This window comes from Kribbella sp. CWNU-51 (genome assembly GCF_054073265.1).
This window is the reverse complement of record NZ_JBSXMZ010000044.1, coordinates 95,506-114,557: the sequence shown is the minus strand read 5'-3', so window position 1 is coordinate 114,557 and position 19,052 is coordinate 95,506. Positions and strand designations below refer to the sequence as shown.

Sequence of the window (19,052 nt, the reverse complement as noted above, 5' to 3'; positions counted from 1 at the left end):
GGCGGTGGTCAGGCGCCCGTGGTCAGGACCATCCGGAAGCGGGCCGCACCGGACGTCATCCGGGCGTACGCGTCGGCCGCTGCTCGAGGATCAAATCGCCTGGACGGTCAGTACGCTGTCGAGCCCCTTGAAGTCCGCCGGGTTGCGTGTGTACAGCGGCAGGTTCTGGCTCGAGGCGATGGCTGCGATCATCAAATCCATTCGCCGCGGCCGCGGATCACGGCCGGCCGAGATCACCAGCGCAACCAACGTGCCGTAGCGAGCCGCGGCATCGCCGTCGAACGGCAGCGGCTCGAAGTCGGACACAGCAGCGCCCAGCACCTCGGTCCGCGCGGCCCTCGTAGCCGCATCCTTCGCCATCGAGACACCCTGATGCAGCTCCGCGAGGGTCACCGCGGTGAGCTCGGGATACTCCGGCAGTGCGTCAGGGGCGATCAGGCCGAGATCGATGTACGCGCAGGTGTCTAGCACCCCGGATGCCGACGTCTCAGCCATCGCCGCGCTCCCAAGCGTCGTCGTCGCCCACCCTGTCCTCGGTACCGAAGAACTCGTCCGCCTCCTGGCGCATCAACGCGGCGTCGACCCGAGGCAGCCGACGATGCCGAGCGACCAACTCCTGGGCACTCAACCGCCGCCGCCTGTGCAAGGGGCGCAACTCGGCAACCTCGGTGCCGTTCCGGGTGATGTGATACGTCTCCCCCGCCTCAACAGCGTCCATCACTGCGGCGGAGTGATTGCGGAACTCCCGCTGGGTGATGATCTTCATACGTCCAGCGTAGCCCCATGAGACACAGCTCGCTACACCCGCTGAAACTACACCGGTTCGGGTTCGCGGATTCGTTGGGAGATGACGGACGAGACGCCGTCGCCGCGCATGGTGACGCCGTAGAGGGCGTCCGCGACCTCCATGGTGCGCTTCTGGTGGGTGATGACCAGGAGCTGGCTGTTCTCGCGGAGCTCCTCGTAGAGCTCCAGCAGGCGGCCGAGGTTGGTGTCGTCGAGCGCCGCCTCGACCTCGTCGAGGATGTAGAACGGCGATGGACGCGCCTTGAACAGGGCGACCAGGAACGCGACCGCGACCAGCGAGCGCTCGCCACCGGACAGCAGCGACAGCCGCTTCACCTTCTTGCCCGGCGGGCGCGCCTCGACGTCGATGCCGGTGCCGAGCATGTCGTCCGGATCGGTCAGCACGAGCCGGCCCTCGCCGCCCGGGAACAGCCGGCTGAAGACGTGCTTGAAGGCGACCTCGACGTCGCGGTAGGCCTCGGTGAAGACCTGCTCGACCCGCTCGTCGACCTCCTTGACGATGTCCATCAGGTCACGCCGGGACTTGCGCAGGTCCTCCAGCTGCTCGGACAGGAACCGGTGCCGCTCCTCCATCGCCTCGAACTCCTCCAGCGCGAGCGGGTTGATCCGCCCGAGCTGGTTGAGCGCGCGCTCGGCCTGCTTCAGCCGCTTCTCGACCTTGGTCCGGTTGAACGGCTCGGCCTCGAGCTCCAGCGTGTCGTCGTCGCCCTCCTTCGGCAGCGGCGGCACCAGCTGATCCGGCCCGTACTCCGCGACCAGCGCGTCGACCTCGATACCGACCTCGCCGAGCGCCTTCTCGTACAGCTGCTCGAGCCGCATCTTCTGCTCGGCGCGCGCCAGCGCGTCCCGGTGCACGGTGTTGGTCAGCTGCTCCAGGCCGGAGCTCAGGTTCCGCGTCGCGGACCGGGCCTGCGCCAGGGCCTGCTCGCGGTCCGCCCGCTGCGCCTGGATCGCCGACCGCTCGGTTGCAGCCTGTTGCAGCGAGGACTCCAGCCGGGCCAGCACGTGCCCAGCGGCCAAATGGACGGCCTGGGCCGCCTCCGCCTGGCGAGCGCGCCGTGCTGCCCGTGCGATCGCCCGGGCCCGCGCCTCACGCTCCTGCCGCGCCGCCCGCTCCAGCGAGTCGGCTCGGCCGGACAGTGCCCGGGCCCGCTCCTCGGTGGTCCGCAGCGCGAGCCGCGCCTCCATCTCGGCCGCCCGGCCCGACTTGGCGGCCTCGGCCAGCCTGTCGCGCTCCGACGTGTCCGGCTCGTCGCCGTCGTCGTCGAACGCCTCCGCGTCGATCAGCCGCTCTTCCAGCTCGGCCAGGCCGGACAGGTTCCGGTCGCGCTCCTCCTCGGCCGCCGCGATCGCCTCGGCCATCCGCTGCGCCTCGCCGCGGGACGCCTTCGCCAGCGACCCGAAGTGCGCCAACTGCTCGGCCACGGCCGCCATCGCCGCGTCCGACTCGTGCAGCCGGGCCAGCGTGATCTCGACGGACTCCTTCTGCCGGGCCCGCTCGTCCTCCAGCGCCGCCAGCTCGAACCGCAGCCGCTCGCTCCGCGCGGTCGCCTCGGTCAGCTTCTCCGCCGCCTCGTCGACCGCGGACTGCACCTCGATCAGGCTCGGTGCCGCGTCCGAACCGCCGTACGCGAAGTGCGCCCCGAGTACGTCGCCGCCGCGGGTGGTGCAGGTGATGTCGGGAAGGTTCCGCAGGAGCGAGCGAGCGGCGGGTACGTCGTCCACCACGGCGACCTTGCGCAGCAGCCGCCGTAACGCGGGCCGCAGGGTCTCAGGGCAGTCCACGACATCCACGGCGTACGACGCGCCGTACGGCAGCGGCGGCCACATCGCGTAGTCGTCGGCCGGGGCGTCACCGAGGAGCATCCCGGCTCGGCCGAGATCGTGCTGCTTCAGGTGCGCGACAGCCTGCAGAGCGGCCTCGGTGTGCGTCACTGCGACCGCGTCGGCGGCCTCGCCGAGCGCTGCCGCGATGGCGGTCTCGTACCCGGATCGCACGCTCAGCAGGGCGGCCACGGAACCCATCAGGCCGTTCACCTGCTCGGAGGCGGCCAGCAGGGCGCCGGCGCCGTCCTTGCGGTTCAGGCCGAGCTCCAGCGCTTCCTTGCGCGCGGACAGACCGGTGCGCTCGCGCTCGGCGTCGCGCTCCTCGGCCCGCACCTTCGCCAGGCGCTCGTCCATCTCGTCGAGGACTGCCTGAGCGGCCTCGTATTGGTCGTCGAGCCCCTTCTCACCGGCGTCCAGCCCGGCGACCTGGGTCTCCAGCGCGGTGAAGTCATGCTGCGCCTTGCCTGCGCGGGCCTCGGCCTCGCGCATGTTGCTGGCGAGACGGCCGATCTCGGACTCGGCGGCGGCCGCGCGGCTGTTCAGCGCATTCACCTGGCCGGTCAGCCGGGCCAGGCCTTCGCGGCGGTCGGCGGCGGCCCGGATCAGCGCGGAGATCCGGCGCTCCTCCTCAGCCTCCTGGGACTCGAGCTGCTGGCGGCGCTCGACGGCCTCGGCGAGCAGCTCGGAATGGGCCTCGACCTCGGCCTCGATCTGCGCCTCGGTCTCGCGGACCCGGGCGGCCTCCAGCTCGAGCTCCTCCGGATCGCGCCCCGGGCGCGGCTCCTCGGCCTCGTCGTTCAGCGACCGGATCCGGTCCGCCGCGATCCGCGCCGTGCCTTTGATCCGCTCGCTGAAGCCGGACAGCTGGTACCAGGTGTCCTGGGCGGCCTGGAGGGCCGGAGCGTCCTCGCGCAGGGCGTCCTCGAGCTCGGCCTCCAGCTCGCGCGCCTCGCGCAGCTTCGCCTCGGTCTCGGTCCGGCGCTGGGTCAGCGCAGCCTCATCGCGAAGCTCCGCCTCGAGGGCGGACTGGGCCTGGACGATGTCGTCGGCGAGCAGCCGGGCCCGGCCGTCCCGGACCTCCGCCTGGATCGTCACCGCGCGGCGCGCCACCTCCGCCTGGCGCCCGAGCGGCTTCAACTGACGGCGGATCTCGGTGATCAGGTCGCCGAGGCGGTGCAGGTTGCCCTCGGTGGCCTCCAGCTTCCGGATCGCCTTTTCCTTGCGCTTGCGGTGCTTCAGGACGCCGGCGGCCTCCTCGACGAACCCGCGCCGGCCCTCCGGCGTGGCGCGCAGGATCGAGTCGAGCTGGCCCTGGCCGACGATGACGTGCATCTCGCGGCCGATACCGGAGTCGCTGAGCAGTTCCTGGACGTCGAGCAGGCGGCAGTTCTGGCCGTTGATCTGGTAGTCGGACCCGCCGTTGCGGAACATCGTCCGGCTGATCGTCACCTCGGCGTACTCGATCGGCAGCGCGCCGTCGGTGTTGTCGATGGTGAGCACCACCTCGGCGCGGCCCAGCGGGGCGCGGCCGGAGGTGCCGGCGAAGATGACGTCCTCCATCTTGCCGCCGCGCAGCGACTTGGCGCCCTGCTCGCCCATCACCCAGGCGAGGGCGTCGACGACGTTGGACTTACCGGAGCCGTTCGGGCCGACGATGCACGTGATGCCCGGCTCGAAGTTCATCGTCGTGGCCGACGCGAACGACTTGAAGCCTCGGAGCGTCATGCTCTTCAGGTACAAAGCGAAGCTCTCCAACCCGTGAAAGGACAGACGATACCGAAGGAACCGCCATAACTGCACATGACGCCAGTACTGCTCGTGACGCTGCCGCTACCCGGGGGAAGTAGTTCCGCTTCGCAGTCTACAAAGACCTGCCCGCGAATCGAGGGAGGCCGACCGGTGAACGGCCGACGAAGGGCACAGAAGCTGGACAGAGAACCGGCGGGGGCCCGGACGGGGGCCACCGCCGTGGTGGTGCGGACGGTAGAGATGGAACTCTGTTGTCGCGGCTCGGGTCCTCAGACCGAAGCGGGGGCGCGCAGAGCCTCGTCGACGGTGAGCAGTCGGCCCTCATGGACCTGTGCGACGAGGTGGTCGTTCTCTGCCTGCAGGCGCATCACGTGCGCCTCCAGATCGGCGACACGCCGGTTGAGCAGACGAACCTGCTCGAGCATGCGCGGGTCAGTGCCTCCAAGGTGCCCTAGAAGAGCCTTGGCCATTGTGCTGTCCTCCGGAAGGTTCTGGCCGGGTGCGCTCCTGAGTCCATGTCATGGTCACTGTCACGAACGGAGCGCCGAAAATGTGTGCCGTCTTTCAGGGTGACACCGGCGGGGCCGACGGTCAACCTGGGCCACGTTTATTAACGATACCCCGCTCACCAGCGAACATGGCGAGGGACCGGCTGACATTTCGGGCACCGGTACGACGAACGGTTCATGAACGGCTCCCGACGAATCGGACGCCCGTCGCGCGGACACGGCGAACCCTCTTGCCCATAGACGTTCAGGCCGCGTTCGAAGTAGCCGGATTCCCCGTTCACGTTGACATACAGCGCGTCGAAGCTGGTCCCGCCGACGTCCAGCGCCTCGGCCATCACCTCGTGGGCGTGCCGGACGATCTCCCTTGTTTGTAAGGGTTTCAGCGTTTCTGTCGCCCGGGCGTAGTGCAGCTTGGCACGCCACAACGCTTCGTCTGCGTAGATATTGCCCACTCCGCTGATCACCGTCTGGTCCAGCAAAGCGCGCTTCAGGCCGGTCTTGCGGCGCCGGATCGCGGCCCCGACCGCGTCCGGGTCGAACAGAGGATCGAAGGGATCGCGGGCGATGTGGGCGATCTCCGGCGGCAGTTCCGCGCCGCCTTCGGAGTAGGACAGACCACCGAACATCCGCTGGTCCACAAACCGGACCTCTCCGCCGTCGTCGGCGAACCGGAACCGGACCCGCAGGTGTGGCTCGTCCGGCGCGCCGACCGGCTGGACCCGGAACTGACCGCTCATACCGAGGTGGGTCAGCACCGCGTCGCCGGATTCCAGCGGCAGCCAGAGGTACTTCCCGCGCCGGGCCGGCTCGGTGAACACCTGACCCTTGAGCCGCGCGACGAAATCGTCCGGCCCGGCGGCGTGACGCCGTACCGGGCGGGGATGCAGGACCTCGACCGCGTCGATGGTCCGGCCGGTGGTGAACTCCGCCAGACCCCGGCGGACGACCTCTACCTCGGGAAGCTCAGGCACCTCAGGACTGCGAGGGGTCGGTGCTGTCGGGGTGTGCGGCGCGCAACGCCTTCCAGGCGGTTTCGGCGGCCTGCTGCTCGGCTTCCTTCTTGCTCCGGCCGATGCCGTGACCGTACGTGTCGGAGCCGATCCGGACCCGCGCCTCGAACGTCTTGGCGTGGTCCGGCCCGGACTCGGCGATCACGTACTCGGGTATGCCGACGCCGAGCTGGGCGACGAGCTCCTGCAGGGAGGTCTTCCAGTCCAGGCCGGCACCGAGCCGGGCCGAGGACTCCATCAGGTCGTCGAACAGCGTGTGCACGACCTGGCCGGCGGTCTCGAAGCCACGATCCAGGTAGACGGCGCCGATCAGTGCCTCGACGCAGTCGGCCAGGATCGACGACTTGTCCCGGCCGCCGGTGGCCTCCTCGCCGCGGCCGAGCCGCAGGTACTTGCCGAGCTTGAGGTCGCGGGCGACCCCGGCGAGCGCGCGCATGTTGACCACCGCGGCGCGCAGCTTGGCCAGCCGGCCCTCGGACAGGTCCGGATGGTTGCGGAACAGCGACTCCGTGACGATGACGCCGAGCACGGAGTCCCCGAGGAACTCCAGCCGCTCGTTGGTCGGCAACCCACCGTTCTCGTACGCGAACGAACGGTGGGTGAAGGCGTGCTCCAGTAGTTCGTCAGCCAGCGATACGCCGAGCCGCTGGTTCAGCTCGGCGTAGAGCCCCGTTTCGTTGACCGAATTCACTGGGTGAGGTGTCGCTTAGCTCTCGACGACCTGGCGACGCTCGCCCTTGGCGCCGTACTGGCCGCAGTTGGGGCAAACGGTGTGCTGCAGGTGCTTCGCGCGGCAGGCGGGGTTCACGCAGGTCACCAGCGACGGGGCAGTGGTCTTCCACTGGGCCCGGCGGCTGCGGGTGTTGCTGCGCGACATCTTCCGCTTCGGAACGGCCACGGTTATGACTCCTCGGTTCGGCCGGGGGCTGGTTGACCCGGCCGGCTAGCTGACGTGTATTCGGTCTTCAGTTGTCCTGCGGTCGTTCGTCCTGCTGGAGCAGGTTACCGAGGGCCGCCCAGCGCGGGTCGACGCCGTCCTCGTGCTTGTGGCCGGGCTCGTCCGCCAGGCGTACCCCGCACTCGGGGCACAGACCCGGACAGTCGTCCGTACACAAGGGCTGGAACGGCAGCGCGAGCACCACCTGGTCCCTCAGCGCCGGCTCGAGGTCGATCAGATCGCCCTCCATCCGGCTGGCCTCGTCCGGTTCGGCTTCGCTTTCCGGGTAGACGTACAGCTCCTGGACGTCAGCGAGGAACTCGTCCTCGATATCGACCAGGCACCGCGCGCACTCCCCGACCAGTCGGCCACGCGCCGTTCCGGTGACGAGAACCCCTTCGACAACCGATTCCAGCCGTAGATCGAACTGGATCGGATCGCCCTCGGGGACGCCGATCACGTCGATTCCGAGATCCGCCGGCGCCGGTGCCGTGAAGGAGACTTCGCGCTGGGACCCGGCGCGGCGTGTCAGCTCGTGCGTATCGATCACGAGGGGGGACCGCGGGTCCAAGACGCTCAGGACATCCCTTTCAGGCGTGGGCAGGCAAGATCTCGGTCTCGGCGAGACCGGTGCTCCACATTACCAACTCCGCAGCCGCTCGCCCAATTCGGGGTGATCCTAGAGCTTTTCCAGTAACCGTGCGTGAACACACGGTGGTACGAAGGCGGCCACGTCGCCGCCGAGCCGGGCGATCTCCTTCACCCAGCTGGACGAGATGAAAGCGTTCTCCGACCGGGTCGGCAGGAACATCGTGTCCACCCCGGTCATCGCGTGGTTGAGCTGCGCCATCTGCAGCTCGTAGTCGTAGTCCGCGGCCGACCGCAGCCCCTTGACGATCACGCCGGCGCCCTCGGCCCGGCAGTAGTCGACGAGCAGGCCGTCGAAGGTGCCGATCCGGACGTTCGGAAACGGCTCGGCGAGCTCGGTCAGCATCGCGATCCGCTCGTCCGGGTCGAACAACCGCGACTTCGACCGGTTCACCCCGGCCGCGACGATCACCTCGCCGAAGGCGGCCGACGCCCGGGCGATGATGTCGAGATGCCCGTTGGTGGGCGGGTCGAAGGTCCCTGGGAAGACAGCCTTACTCATTCGGTGACCCCGTTGCCCTCGCCTTGGCCATGGCGGTGACCGTACCAAAGGCGGGCCTCGCCGTACTTGCGATCCCGCAGCGCGGCGAACCCCTCCGGCCACTCCCACGGCTCCCGCTTCCCGCGCTCGACCACAACCACCGCGTCGTCGGCGAGCCACCCGTTCCCGGCCAGCTCGGTCAGCACGTCCTGCAGTTCGGAGGTCTCCAGCTTGTACGGCGGGTCCGCGAAGACCAGGTCGAACCGAGCCGGACTGTCCCCCGACGCGACCTTCTCCACCGGCCGCGTGAGCACCGTCGCCCCCGGCAGCCCCACGACCTTGATGTTGGCCGCGATCACCTCCGCCGCCTTCCGGTCCGACTCGACCAGCACGACGCGGGCGGCGCCTCGCGACAGCGCCTCGAGCCCGATCGCCCCGGATCCGGCGTACAGGTCGAGCACCGCCAAGCCGTGGAAGCTGCCGAACTCCGACTCCAGCGACGAGAACAGCGCCTCCCGGACCCGATCCGCGGTCGGGCGTGTCCCACTCCCCGGCGGTACGCCGATCCGCCGCCCGCCCGCGGATCCACCGACGATCCGCATCAGGTCTTCTCCAAGTACTCGGTGGTCTCGGACTCCAGCGCGTCCCGCACGAACGCTCGCAGCGCCGGATACTCGGCCAGCTCCGCGTCCACAGACACGATCGAGTTGGCGACATGCCGGGCGGTGAAGATGACCTCCTCGTCCCGCAGCACGCTGAGCAGCTTCAGACTGCTCCTCCGGCCCGACTGAGCCACACCGAGTACGTCGCCCTCACGCCGTGTCTCCAGGTCGATCCGCGACAACTCGAACCCGTCCGTAGTCGACGCCACCGCCTCCAGCCGCGCGTACGACTTCGCTACGGGCCACAGGTCGGTCACCAGCAGGCACAACCCCGGCACACGCCCCCGGCCGACCCGGCCGCGCAACTGGTGCAACTGCGAGATGCCGAACCGGTCCGCGTCCATGATCACCATCGTCGAAGCGTTCGGTACGTCGACGCCGACCTCGATCACCGTGGTCGCGATCAGCACGTCGACCTCGCCGGCCGCGAACCGCGACATCACCGAGTCCTTCTCCTCGGCGGGCAGCCGGCCGTGCAGGATCTCGACCCGCAGGTCGTGCAGGATCTCCCCCAGCGCCTCGGCCACCTGCAGCACGGAGATCGGCGGGCGGGCCGGCTTCGTCGACCCGGGTCCGGCGGGCGGCTTGTCCTCCTCGCCCAGGACGAACTCGCCTTCCTCGTCCCCCGCGTTCTTCACGTCGTCCCCGATCCGCGGGCAGACGACGTACGCCTGATGGCCCTTGCCGACCTCCTCGCGGACCCGGGTCCAGGCCCGCTGGAGCCAGTCCGGCTTCTGCTGAGCCGGGACGACCGACGACTGGATCGGCGACCGTCCGGCCGGCAACTCGGTCAGCGTCGAGACCGCGAGATCGCCGAACACCGTCATCGCGACGGTCCGCGGGATCGGCGTCGCCGTCATCACCAGCACGTGCGGGGTGTTCTCCCCCGACTTCTGGCTGAGCGCCGCCCGCTGCTCGACGCCGAACCGGTGCTGCTCGTCGACCACCACGAGCCCGAGATCCGCGAACTGGACCTTGTCCTCGAGCAACGCGTGCGTCCCGACCACGATCCCGGCGGCGCCACTGGCCGCGTCCAGCATCGCCGTACGACGGGCTGCCGCGCCCAGCGACCCGGTGAGCAGGCCGACCCTGGTCGCCCGCTCCGCACCACCCAGCATCCCCGCCTCGGCCAGGTCACCAAGCATCTTGGTCAGCGTCTTGTGGTGTTGCGTCGCGAGCACCTCGGTCGGTGCCAGCAGAACCGCCTGCCCGCCGTTGTCGACCACCGACAGCATCGCCCGCAGCGCGACCACGGTCTTGCCGGAGCCGACCTCACCCTGCAGCAACCGGTGCATCGGGTGTGGACGGGCGAGGTCGGCGAAGATCTCCTCACCGACCTCCGCCTGACCTTCGGTCAGCTTGAACGGCAGCCGCTGGTCGAACTCGTCCAGCAGGCCGCCCGCGGTCCGCGGCCGCGGTACGGCCTTCAGCGCGTCGGTGACAGCCCGTCGCTGAGCCAGGATCGTCTGCATCACCAGCGCTTCCTCGAACCGGAACCGCTGCTGCGCGTCGCGGATGTCCTTCTCGGTGTCCGGCAGGTGCACCTTCTGCAGGGCCTCCCGCAGGCCGAGCAGCTTCGCTTTGCGCCGGTTCAGCTCCGGGATCGGGTCGTCGAGCCGCTCGTCCAGACTGTCCAGCACGATCTTCACCGACCGCTCGATCGTTGCGGTCGGCAACTTCGCCGTCGCCGGGTAGAGCGGCCGGAACGGCCGCGCCCGGCGCTCGATCTCGGCCTCGGACAGGTCGTCGGTGTCGAGGATCTCGGTGCCCGGGCTCTTCAGCTGCATGATGTCGCGGAACATCGTCACCTCGCCCCAGAACAGGGCGGCGGTCCCGGGCGTCAGCTTGGTCGCCAGCCAGGGCTGGTTGAAGAAGGCCAGCTCCAGGTCGCGCCGGCCATCCGTCACGACGACCTTCGTCAGCGTCTTGCGCCGGGCCCACTTCTGCACGTCGGTGATCGGGATCTCGGCCTTCTTCGTGTCCAGCGAGCGCACGGTGACCTTCTTGACCCGGCCGTTCACGGTCGCCTGGTCACCGACCTCCAGTTCGTCGAACGGGGTCAGCTCACCCTTCTTCAGATAGCGCCGCGGGTAGTGCCGCAGCAGTTCGCCGACGGTCTCGATCTCGAGCACGTCCGCGAAGGTCTTGGCCGTCTTGGCACCGAGGAAGTCGCGGAGCTTCCGGTCCATGTCGCCAATCATTTCAACACCAGTCATTCCACCCCGATCAGCAACGGGTACCTGTCCTGCCCTCCGTCGTACACCACGACATCGACATCTTTGCGGTTCCGCCGTACGTGCCGCTCCACAGCATCGACCAGACCGGGTGCGACGCCGCTGCCGGTGACGATCGTGAGCAGCTCACCACCGCCGCCGAGCAGCCGGTCGACCACCCCGAACGCGGCCGCCTCCAGATCCTCGGTGATCAGCGCGAAGTCGCCGTCGACCACGCCCAGCGCGTCGCCCACCCGGCACATGCCGGCCATCGTCCAGGCGTCCTTCACCGCGATCGTCACCGCGCCGTGCCGGGTCTGACCGGCCGCGGCGGACAGCTGGACCACGGCGTCGTCGAAGCTGCGCTCCGGGTCGTGGACGGCGATCGCCGCCAGGCCTTGCACCTGGGCCCGGGTCGGGATCACGGCCACCCGGATCCCGTCCTGCCGGGCCGCGGTCGCGGCGGCCTCGGCAACCGCGATCGACTCGTTGTCGTTGGGCAGGATCACGATCTCCGGCGCCTTCGACTTCTCGATCGCCTGCAGCAGCTCGCCGGTCGAACACCGTCGGCCCGGACCGCCCCTGATGATGTGCGCCCCCGCCTCGGCGAACAGGTCGGCGAGCCCGTCGCCGGCGACGACCGCGATCACCGCCCGCCCCGGGATCGGCTCGTGGTGGTGCGCGTGGTCGGCGAAGTGCGTGACCCGGATCCGGTGCGGGCGGCCGATGTCGATGCCCTGCTCGATCGCGGCGCCGACTTCGTCGGTGTGGACGTGCACGTTCCACAGCCCGTCGCCACCGACCACGACGACCGAGTCGCCGAGCCCGGCCAGGTTCTGCCGGAAGTCGCCGATCTTGTCGTCCGTCGCGTCCAGCAGGTACATCACCTCGTACGCCGGTCCGTCCTGGCTCTCGGCGCTTTCACCCTGAGGCTGGACCCGCGCCGGTACATCGACCCGCACGACCCGCCCGGTCAGCACCGACTCCATCGCACCGAGGATCACGACCAGGCCCGCTCCCCCGGCGTCCACGACCCCCGCACGCCGCAGTACGTCGAGCTGCTCGGTGGTCTTGGTGAGCGCCTGCCGGGCCGAGGCGACGGCGGCCAGGCAGACGTCGGCCAGCGTCTTCCCGTCGTTCGCGGCCGTCATCGCACCGGTCGCGGCGGCCCGCGCGACCGTCAGCATGGTGCCCTCGACCGGCTGCGCGACCGCGCTGTAGGCGGCGTCGGCGGCGTACTTCAACGCGTCGGCGAAGGCGACGGGCTCGCTCATGCGCGGATCCGCGAGTACGCCCTCGCCCTGGTGCCGCGGGAGGTTCTCGGCGAGCCGGAGGCCGCAGGCTCGGACGAGCTGAGAGGTGATCACGCCGGAGTTGCCGCGGGCGCCGAGCAGGGCGCCGCGGCCGAACGCCTGGACCGCCTCGGCGAAGGTCAGCTCACCTTGGGGCAGCGCGTCGCAGGCGGCCTCCCAGGTCAGATAGAGGTTGGTCCCGGTATCGCCGTCGGGCACCGGGTACACGTTCAGCTCGTCGATCTCGGTCCGCGCCCGGCCCAACTCGGCCAGCGCGGTCCGAGCCCAGGCCCGCAACACCTCGACGGTCAGTTCCTCCACGCCCGGAAGGCTAACCGGTCCCGCTAGGGTTTGGGGGTGAGCGGTGTCTTGTTCTCGGTCGCGGCCGACAGTTACGACTGGGCCGTGCGGGAGATCCGGGGTGAGTTCGGCCCTGAGGTGCGGATCGAGCGGGTGGGTGGGGACCTCGGTCGGGTGATCGGACCGTCCGTCCGCGAGCTGGCTGAGGCGTGTGATGTGGGACGGATCATGTTCGTCCGGCATCTGACGGTCGAGATCGGGAGCTTCGAGGAGCTGCCGCCCGACTACGAGCTGGCCGAGCTGGTGCTGGGCGAGCTGCCCGAGTACCCGAAAGCCCTCGCCGTCCAGGCCTGGACCGACGGCGCCGGCACTGGTGGCACGCAGTACCACCGGATCGAGCAGGCGCTCACCGATCGCGGCGTGACTGTGACCCGCTCCGATCAGGAGTACGTCGTCTCGTGCTTCGTCGGGCGCCGAGCTGTGGTCCTGGGCCTCAACCGGCTCGCGGACAGCTTGTCGGACTGGCCGGGTGGGCGGATGCGGTTGGCTCGGGCCGACGCGCGGGTCTCGCGGTCGGAGTTCAAGCTGGAGGAGGCGATCGCGACCTTCGGGCTGGAGTTGCCGGCCGGCGGGAAGGCCGTGGATCTCGGCGCCTCGCCGGGCGGGTGGACGCGGATCCTGCGGCAGCACGGGCAGGAGGTGTGGTCCGTCGATCCCGGTGGTCTCGATCCCCGGCTGCTCGCCGACCGCCGCATCCACCATGTTCAGACGACGGCGGGTGAGTTCTTCCGCCGGAACCGGGTGAGCTTCGACGTCGTGGTGAACGACATGCGGATGGATCAGGTGATGAGCGCCCGGATGATGCTCGACGCGGCCGCACACCTGCGCCGCGGCGGCCTGGCGGTCGTGACGCTGAAGGGTGGCGGGAGGAACCCGCTCGACGGCGCCCGGCGTGGTCTGGACGTGCTGCGGCAGGCGTACGACGTATTGCACGCGCGGCAACTGCATCACAACCGGAACGAGATCACCGTGGTGGCGCGAAAGCACTGACACGAACGACTGCGAAGACGCGAAATAGGCGCCCGGGTGATCCCGGGCGCCTATTTCAAGGCCCTAAACGGAGTGAAAGCTGGGGTCAGCCGACGACGCGCTGGACCTTGCCGGCCTTGATGCAGGACGTGCACACCTTCAGCTTGGTGGGCGTGCCCTTGATCATCGCCCGGACCGGCTGGATGTTGGGGTTGAACCGCCGGGGCGTGCGAGCCTTGACCCGGCGGATCATCGCGCCCTTACCCAGGCGGGCAACGCTGTTGCCGAACGTCGGCTGCTTGCCGCAAACATCGCACTTCTTAGACATGATTCTCCGTGTTCAGGGTCGTGACACCGACAGACCATGTTACATGGGCCCCGACGCACGACCAATTCGGCTTCAGGCAGTCTTCAGGCAGTGAGGTACGCCACTTCCTCGTCCGTCAGGGACACCGAAAGACCGGGTGTCGAGGTCCGGGTCTCGCTGATGTGCCGCGGCCCGATCAGCGGGAACACCGGGTACGGCTGGTGCAGCAGCCAGGCTAGCGCGATCGCGGTCGGCTCGACGCCCTTGGCCGCCGCGAGCTCCCGGGCCCGGTCGAGCCGGCGGAAGTTCTCGTCGGAGTAGAAGCAGCGCACCAGCTCCTCGTCCGACCGGTCCTCCGGCTTGGCCCGCCCGGTAAAGAACCCGCGCGCCTGGCTCGACCACGGGAACAATGCGACCTGCCGCTCCCGCAACCACGCTTGCGACTCGTCGTCCGACACGTGCCGGCACCCGGCCCACGGTACGTCGTACGCCCGCGCGAGGCTGAGGTGGTTGCTCAGCAGGGTGAACGGCTGCTTGCCGTTCGTCGCGGCGTACGCGTTGGCCTCGTCGAAGCGAGCGGTGGACCAGTTGGAGCCGCCGTACGCCCTGATCCGGCCGGCCTTGAAGTGCTCGTCCATGACGTCGACGAATTCGCCGACCGGGATCTCTTCGTTGTCGCGGTGCATCAGGTAGAGGTCGACGTGGTCGGTCTGCAGCCGCTCGAGGCTCTCCTCCAGCTGCCGGGTGATCGACGCGGGGTCGCAGTACGGCGTGTGCGCACCCTTGCCGATGACAACGATCTCGTCGCGGTTGCCGCGGGAGGTGATCCACTGGCCGAGCAGCTTCTCGCCGCGGCCGCCGCCGTAGATGTAGGCGGTGTCGAACGTCGTACCGCCGCGCTCGACGAAGTCGTCGAACATCGCGGCCGCGTGGGTGAGGGTCTGCTGGTTGTCGACGCCCATCACGAGCCGGGAGACCTGCTTGTCGAGGCCGGCGACCCTTCCGTAGGTCATCGGGGCGTCGTCGCGGCGCCGCAGCGGCCGGCCGGTCGCGGTCGGGATGATCGCGTCGTCCCGCTCGCTCGCATACTGCTGCCCGATCGCCGCCCGCCACGCGTCCTGGACGGTCAGGTTGCCGAGCGTGTCGGCCCAGCTCATCTCCGGTGCCTGCCGTTGCTCGATCGCCGCCGCGACCGCCTCGGCCTCGGCCGCGTAGATCAGGGCTGGGTCCGCGGAGATGTCCCGCGGTTCCTCCCCCACCTTGTGCAGAGTGACGTGGGTCGGTTTGCCGTCGCCGCCGAACCACGGGTCCTCGATGACCAGGTAGCCCTCGCTGCCGAAGATGCGGACCTGGTTCTGATCCGTCAGCCGGACGCCTGTGCTGACCTGGGCCGTGACCCCGCCGTCGAAGAACAGGGTCGCCACCGACCATTCGTCGGCGCCGGTCTCACCGACGTGCCCGACCGCGGTCACCGCCGCCGGATCGGCGTACGGCCGCCCGGTCGCGACGCCGGCGATCAACCGGGCGTACGAGACCGGGTAGCCGCCGACGTCGAGGATCCCGCCGCCCGCCAGCTCGTCGGCGAAGATCCGGCTCTCCGGCCGGAACCCGGAGGCGAAGGCGAACGTGGCCTGGATCTGGTGGACGGTGCCGAGCTCGCCGTCGCGGACCAGCTGGGCGACCAGCTTGGTCTGCGGCAGGCAGCGGTACATGTACGCCTCCATCAGGAAGACGTCGTTGCGTACGGCGGCCTCGATCATCGCCTCCGCCCACGCCTTGTTGATCGCGAGCGGCTTCTCGCACAGCACGTGCTTGCCGGCCTCGGCGGCCTTGATCGCCCACTCGGGGTGCATCGGGTGCGGCGTCGCGACGTACACCGCGTCCACGTCCGGGTCGGCGAGCAGGTCGTCGTACGAACCGTGCCGGTTGGTGATGTCGTACTTGTCCGCGAAGGCGTTGGCCGAGTCGATCGAGCGGCTGCCGACGGCGACGACCGCGTTGGCCGCCGACGTCGGTACCTGGCTCGCGAACCGGGACGCGATGTTCCCGGTGCCGATGATTCCCCAGCGGAGTGTGGTGTCAGTCAAGAGGAGTCCCGTTCGATTGTGGGGTCAGAACTTCATGGCGCCGGCGGCGATGTCGGCGATGAAGGAGCGGGCGCCGATGATGAAGACGCCGATCAGTGGAATGACACTCATCAGGGCGCCGGCCATCACCATCGAGTAGTCGGTGCCGTAGATGCCGTTCAGCTGCTGCAGTGCGACCTGGAGCGGCAGCTTGTTCGGGTCGGTCATCACGATCAACGGCCACAGGTAATCGTTCCAGACGTTGATGAACGTGAAGATACCCAGGAACGCCAGGCCGGGCCGGAGCACCGGGATGCCGACGGTCAGGTACTGGCGGAAGAAGCCGGCGCCGTCGACCTTGGCCGCAGAGATGAGCTCGTCGGGGATCGCGCCGCGGGCGTACTGGCGCATCCAGAAGATCCCGAACGCGTTCGCCGCGCCCGGGATGATCAGCGCCTTCAGCGATCCGATCCAGCCGAACTCGGCCAGCGTCACGAACTGCGGCACCAGGGACAGCTGGGCCGGGATCATGAAGGTGGCCAGCAGCAGCCCGAAGAGCCATCTGCTGCCGGGGAACTCGTACTTCGCGAACGCGAAGGCGGCCAGCGAGTCGAAGAACAGCACCAGCACGGTCACCGCGAGCGCGACGATCACCGTGATCAGCATCGAGCCGAAGAAGTCGATGTTGTCGAGCACCTTGCCCATGTTCTCGAACAGGTGCGATCCGATCAACAGCTTCGGTGGGTAGGTGAAGATGTCCGGGGTGGTGTTGGAGGCCATCACCACCATCCAGTAGAAGGGGAAGATCGACAGCACTACGCCGAACATCAGCACCACGTGGCTGACAATGTTCCGGGCCCGGTCAGCGCGCATCGGTCTGCTCCCTTCCAGTGCGGCGGGCGGCACGGCGGGTGATCCGCTCGTTACTGCAGCCGATCAGCCGCCAGTTGATGATGCTGAACAACACGATCAGGATGAACAGGGCCCAGCCGATGGCGGCGCCGTACCCGAACTGGTTGTTCAGGAACGCGCTCTGGTACAGGTACGACACGATCGTCGTCCCCGAGCCGCCCGGGCCGCCGGTGTCGCCGACCAGCACCTGGGACTCGGTGAAGATCTGCAGACCGCCGATGGTCGATGTGACGGCGGTGAACAGGATCACCGGACGCAGCAGCGGCACGGTGACCCGCCAGAACGTCTGCCGCGACGACGCGCCGTCGACCTTGGCCGCCTCGTAGACGTCGCCGGGGATCGCCTGCAGGCCGGCCAGGAAGATGATCGCGTTGTACCCGACCCAGCGCCAGGTGACGATGCTGGCGATCGCGACCTTGATCCCCCACGGCTGGGTCAGCCATTCGATCTTGGTCAGCCCGATCGACTGCAGGAACGCGTTCAGCAGGCCGAAGTTGTTGCTGAAGATCGAGCCGAAGACCATCGTGACGGCGACGACCGAGGTGACGTTCGGGATGAAGTAGGCGATCCGGTAGAAGCTGCGGAACCGGGTCGCGTTGTGCAGCGCGTTGGCGATCACCAGCGCCAGCAACAGCATCGGCACGGTCGACAGCACCCAGATGATCAGCGTGTTGCCGATCGACTGCCAGAACTTCGGATCGCTGAGCAGGTAGCTGTACTGCTGCAGCCCGACCCATTTCATCGCCCCGATGCCGTTCCAGGAATGGAACGAGATCCAGATCGAGAACAGCACCGGGAACGCGCCGAACACCGCGAACAGGATGAAGAACGGCGAGACGGCCGCGTACTGCGGCAGCGCCTGGCGGTACTTGTTCGGCCGCTTGGACGGCCCGGGGTCCATGGTCGTGCCGACGGTCGCCGGGAATGCCTTGGTGGTGACAGCCATCTCAGATCGCCCCCGCTCGGGTGAGTTCACGTTCGATCTGGCGCTGCGCGTCCGCCCAGGCCTGGTCCGGCGACTTCCCGGCCACTTCGACGTTCACCAGCTCTGCGCCGAGCGGCGTACCGATGATGGTGTCGTACGGCGAGAAGTAGGCGCCGGGGTACTTCTTGGCCGACGCGGCGAAGACGTCGACGATCTTCTGGCCGCCGAAGAACGGATCCGGTGCGGCCATCGTCTGGTCGGTGTAGCTGGCTGGGGTGGACGGGAACAGCACCGGATCGAGGAACGCCTGGGCCTGGTTCTTCGCCGACTCCAGCCAGCTGATGAACGCGAAGGCCGCCTTCGGGTTCTTGCAGTACTTCGTGATCGCCAGGAAGGACCCGCCACGGTTGCCGGCGCCACCAGGAGCCGCCGTCACCCGCCAGAGTCCCTTCGTCTTCGGGGCCGCGTTCTTCGGTCCGAGCTGCGCCCACCAGACCGCAGCGTTGTACGCGACCAGCTTGCCGTTGGTGACCACGGCGTTCGCGTCCGTCGTACCGGACTGTGCGTTCGCGGACAGCCCTTCCTTGACCACCCGGATCGAGAGATCGAACGCGGAGCGGATGTGGTCCTGGTCGCCGATGTACTGGCCGTCTTCGGTCATGTAGCGCTTGGACTGCTGGGCCAGTGCGTAGCTGAAGACACCGGTGATGTTGTCCGTGATGGCCGAGCCGGGCACGGCGGCCTTGAGCTTCTTCCCGAGCTCGATGTAGCTGTCCCAGTCGGGCGCCAGCTCCGCGACCGCGGCCGGGTCGGTGTCGATACCGGCCTTCTGGAAGATGTCCGTCCGGTAGAACAGCGCGGTCGGTCCGGTGTCCATCGGGTAGGCCATCATCCGGCCCTCGGGGGTGATCCCGAGCTTCCACTTCCAGGGGAGGAAGTCCTTCTCGAGCTCGTCGGCGCCGAGCGTCTTGAGGTCGACGAACTGGTCCTGGTTCGGGAAGTAGGTGGCCACGTCGTCGTTGATCGCGACGATGTCGGGCACGAGCGACTTGCCGGCCAGGGAGGTCAGCACCTTGGTCTTGTAGTTGGTCCCGATCCGGGTCATCGCCAGCTTCATGCCGTCGTACCCCGGGATCGCCTTCTCCGCCTGGCCGATCAGGCCGTCGTTGACCGAACCGACCCACGTCCACATGCTGAGCTCGTCGGATCCGCCGAGTGAACTTCGCGAGCCGCACCCGGTGAGACTCGCGGCGGCCGCGGCGGAGCCGAACGCTAGGAACTTTCTTCTGCTCAGGGTCATACGCCTCACCTGGCGCTTTCTGTTGGATTTCGCCGGAAGGTGTCCACATATGTTTACGTTGCCATTAGGTAAGCGCAT

General features: G+C 68.7%; 18 protein-coding genes. 1 reads left to right on the top strand and 17 read right to left on the bottom strand.

Annotated elements, in window-relative coordinates; genetic code table 11:
- Positions 1-90: 90 nt before the first annotated feature.
- The 12 genes from ACXC9Q_RS34825 to ACXC9Q_RS34770 form a co-directional block, all read right to left on the bottom strand.
- Positions 91-495: a VapC toxin family PIN domain ribonuclease gene (locus ACXC9Q_RS34825; RefSeq protein ID WP_457060897.1), complete on the bottom strand. Its 405-nt coding sequence runs from the start codon at positions 493-495 to the stop codon at positions 91-93.
- Entirely contained in the window at positions 488-766 is a 279-nt protein-coding gene (locus ACXC9Q_RS34820; protein ID WP_457060896.1) for a type II toxin-antitoxin system Phd/YefM family antitoxin, read from the bottom strand. Before ACXC9Q_RS34820 ends, ACXC9Q_RS34825 begins: the two co-directional genes overlap by 8 nt.
- Before the next feature lie 47 nt (positions 767-813).
- Positions 814-4,359 (bottom strand): chromosome segregation protein SMC, encoded by a 3,546-nt coding sequence (gene smc, locus ACXC9Q_RS34815; protein ID WP_457060895.1) that lies wholly within the window; start codon positions 4,357-4,359, stop codon positions 814-816.
- 293 nt (positions 4,360-4,652) lie between these two features.
- Positions 4,653-4,808 carry a hypothetical protein gene (locus ACXC9Q_RS34810; protein ID WP_233712037.1) on the bottom strand — a complete coding sequence of 52 codons (156 nt, stop codon included), beginning with the start codon at positions 4,806-4,808 and terminating at the stop codon, positions 4,653-4,655.
- Between the two features lie 200 nt (positions 4,809-5,008).
- The gene (gene mutM, locus ACXC9Q_RS34805) at positions 5,009-5,863 is read right to left on the bottom strand and encodes a bifunctional DNA-formamidopyrimidine glycosylase/DNA-(apurinic or apyrimidinic site) lyase (RefSeq protein WP_457060894.1); all 855 of its coding nucleotides are present in this window, start codon (positions 5,861-5,863) and stop codon (positions 5,009-5,011) included.
- Position 5,864: 1 nt separating this feature from the next.
- Positions 5,865-6,593 carry a ribonuclease III gene (gene rnc / locus ACXC9Q_RS34800; RefSeq protein WP_457060893.1) on the bottom strand — a complete coding sequence of 243 codons (729 nt, stop codon included), beginning with the start codon at positions 6,591-6,593 and terminating at the stop codon, positions 5,865-5,867.
- Between the two features lie 15 nt (positions 6,594-6,608).
- Positions 6,609-6,800, bottom strand: a complete 192-nt coding sequence (rpmF, locus tag ACXC9Q_RS34795) for a 50S ribosomal protein L32 (protein WP_130387616.1) — start codon at positions 6,798-6,800, stop codon at positions 6,609-6,611.
- Between the two features lie 67 nt (positions 6,801-6,867).
- Positions 6,868-7,389 (bottom strand): YceD family protein, encoded by a 522-nt coding sequence (locus tag ACXC9Q_RS34790; protein ID WP_457060892.1) that lies wholly within the window; start codon positions 7,387-7,389, stop codon positions 6,868-6,870.
- A gap of 129 nt (positions 7,390-7,518) precedes the next feature.
- Positions 7,519-7,989, bottom strand: coding sequence for a pantetheine-phosphate adenylyltransferase (coaD, locus tag ACXC9Q_RS34785; RefSeq protein WP_457060891.1), 471 nt, complete (start codon positions 7,987-7,989; stop codon positions 7,519-7,521).
- On the bottom strand, positions 7,986-8,570 hold the full coding sequence (rsmD, locus tag ACXC9Q_RS34780) for a 16S rRNA (guanine(966)-N(2))-methyltransferase RsmD (RefSeq protein ID WP_457060890.1): 585 nt from the start codon (positions 8,568-8,570) through the stop codon (positions 7,986-7,988). The genes coaD and rsmD overlap by 4 nt, the downstream gene beginning before the upstream one ends.
- A complete protein-coding gene (gene recG, locus ACXC9Q_RS34775) occupies positions 8,570-10,819 on the bottom strand; it encodes an ATP-dependent DNA helicase RecG (RefSeq protein WP_457060889.1) in 2,250 nt (749 codons plus the stop codon). The genes rsmD and recG overlap by 1 nt, the downstream gene beginning before the upstream one ends.
- Before the next feature lie 23 nt (positions 10,820-10,842).
- Entirely contained in the window at positions 10,843-12,456 is a 1,614-nt protein-coding gene (locus ACXC9Q_RS34770) for a DAK2 domain-containing protein (protein ID WP_457060888.1), read from the bottom strand.
- 36 nt (positions 12,457-12,492) lie between these two features.
- On the opposite strand from ACXC9Q_RS34770, the gene ACXC9Q_RS34765 reads away from it, so the two are divergent.
- On the top strand, positions 12,493-13,485 hold the full coding sequence (locus tag ACXC9Q_RS34765; RefSeq protein WP_457060887.1) for an SAM-dependent methyltransferase: 993 nt from the start codon (positions 12,493-12,495) through the stop codon (positions 13,483-13,485).
- An 85-nt stretch (positions 13,486-13,570) separates the two neighbouring features.
- Here ACXC9Q_RS34765 and rpmB read toward each other — a convergent pair whose 3' ends face one another.
- The 5 genes from rpmB to ACXC9Q_RS34740 form a co-directional block, all read right to left on the bottom strand.
- A complete protein-coding gene (rpmB, locus tag ACXC9Q_RS34760) occupies positions 13,571-13,792 on the bottom strand; it encodes a 50S ribosomal protein L28 (RefSeq protein ID WP_457060886.1) in 222 nt (73 codons plus the stop codon).
- An 83-nt stretch (positions 13,793-13,875) separates the two neighbouring features.
- Positions 13,876-15,858, bottom strand: a complete 1,983-nt coding sequence (locus tag ACXC9Q_RS34755) for an aldo/keto reductase (RefSeq protein ID WP_457060885.1) — start codon at positions 15,856-15,858, stop codon at positions 13,876-13,878.
- Between the two features lie 24 nt (positions 15,859-15,882).
- On the bottom strand, positions 15,883-16,710 hold the full coding sequence (locus ACXC9Q_RS34750; RefSeq protein WP_457060884.1) for a carbohydrate ABC transporter permease: 828 nt from the start codon (positions 16,708-16,710) through the stop codon (positions 15,883-15,885).
- Positions 16,700-17,695: a carbohydrate ABC transporter permease gene (locus ACXC9Q_RS34745; protein WP_457060883.1), complete on the bottom strand. Its 996-nt coding sequence runs from the start codon at positions 17,693-17,695 to the stop codon at positions 16,700-16,702. Before ACXC9Q_RS34745 ends, ACXC9Q_RS34750 begins: the two co-directional genes overlap by 11 nt.
- A 1-nt stretch (position 17,696) precedes the next feature.
- Positions 17,697-18,974 (bottom strand): ABC transporter substrate-binding protein, encoded by a 1,278-nt coding sequence (locus ACXC9Q_RS34740; RefSeq protein ID WP_457060882.1) that lies wholly within the window; start codon positions 18,972-18,974, stop codon positions 17,697-17,699.
- Between the last annotated feature and the right edge of the window lie 78 nt (positions 18,975-19,052).

Coding starts and splice junctions, on each gene's coding strand:
- smc (WP_457060895.1), bottom strand. CDS start 4,359: ATGACGCTCCGAGGCTTCAAGTCGTTCGCGTCGGCCACGACGATGAAC.
- recG (WP_457060889.1), bottom strand. CDS start 10,819: ATGGACCGGAAGCTCCGCGACTTCCTCGGTGCCAAGACGGCCAAGACC.
- ACXC9Q_RS34820 (WP_457060896.1), bottom strand. CDS start 766: ATGAAGATCATCACCCAGCGGGAGTTCCGCAATCACTCCGCCGCAGTG.
- coaD (WP_457060891.1), bottom strand. CDS start 7,989: ATGAGTAAGGCTGTCTTCCCAGGGACCTTCGACCCGCCCACCAACGGG.
- ACXC9Q_RS34825 (WP_457060897.1), bottom strand. CDS start 495: ATGGCTGAGACGTCGGCATCCGGGGTGCTAGACACCTGCGCGTACATC.
- rpmB (WP_457060886.1), bottom strand. CDS start 13,792: ATGTCTAAGAAGTGCGATGTTTGCGGCAAGCAGCCGACGTTCGGCAAC.
- ACXC9Q_RS34810 (WP_233712037.1), bottom strand. CDS start 4,808: ATGCTCGAGCAGGTTCGTCTGCTCAACCGGCGTGTCGCCGATCTGGAG.
- ACXC9Q_RS34740 (WP_457060882.1), bottom strand. CDS start 18,974: ATGACCCTGAGCAGAAGAAAGTTCCTAGCGTTCGGCTCCGCCGCGGCC.
- rsmD (WP_457060890.1), bottom strand. CDS start 8,570: ATGCGGATCGTCGGTGGATCCGCGGGCGGGCGGCGGATCGGCGTACCG.
- ACXC9Q_RS34750 (WP_457060884.1), bottom strand. CDS start 16,710: ATGCGCGCTGACCGGGCCCGGAACATTGTCAGCCACGTGGTGCTGATG.
- ACXC9Q_RS34745 (WP_457060883.1), bottom strand. CDS start 17,695: ATGGCTGTCACCACCAAGGCATTCCCGGCGACCGTCGGCACGACCATG.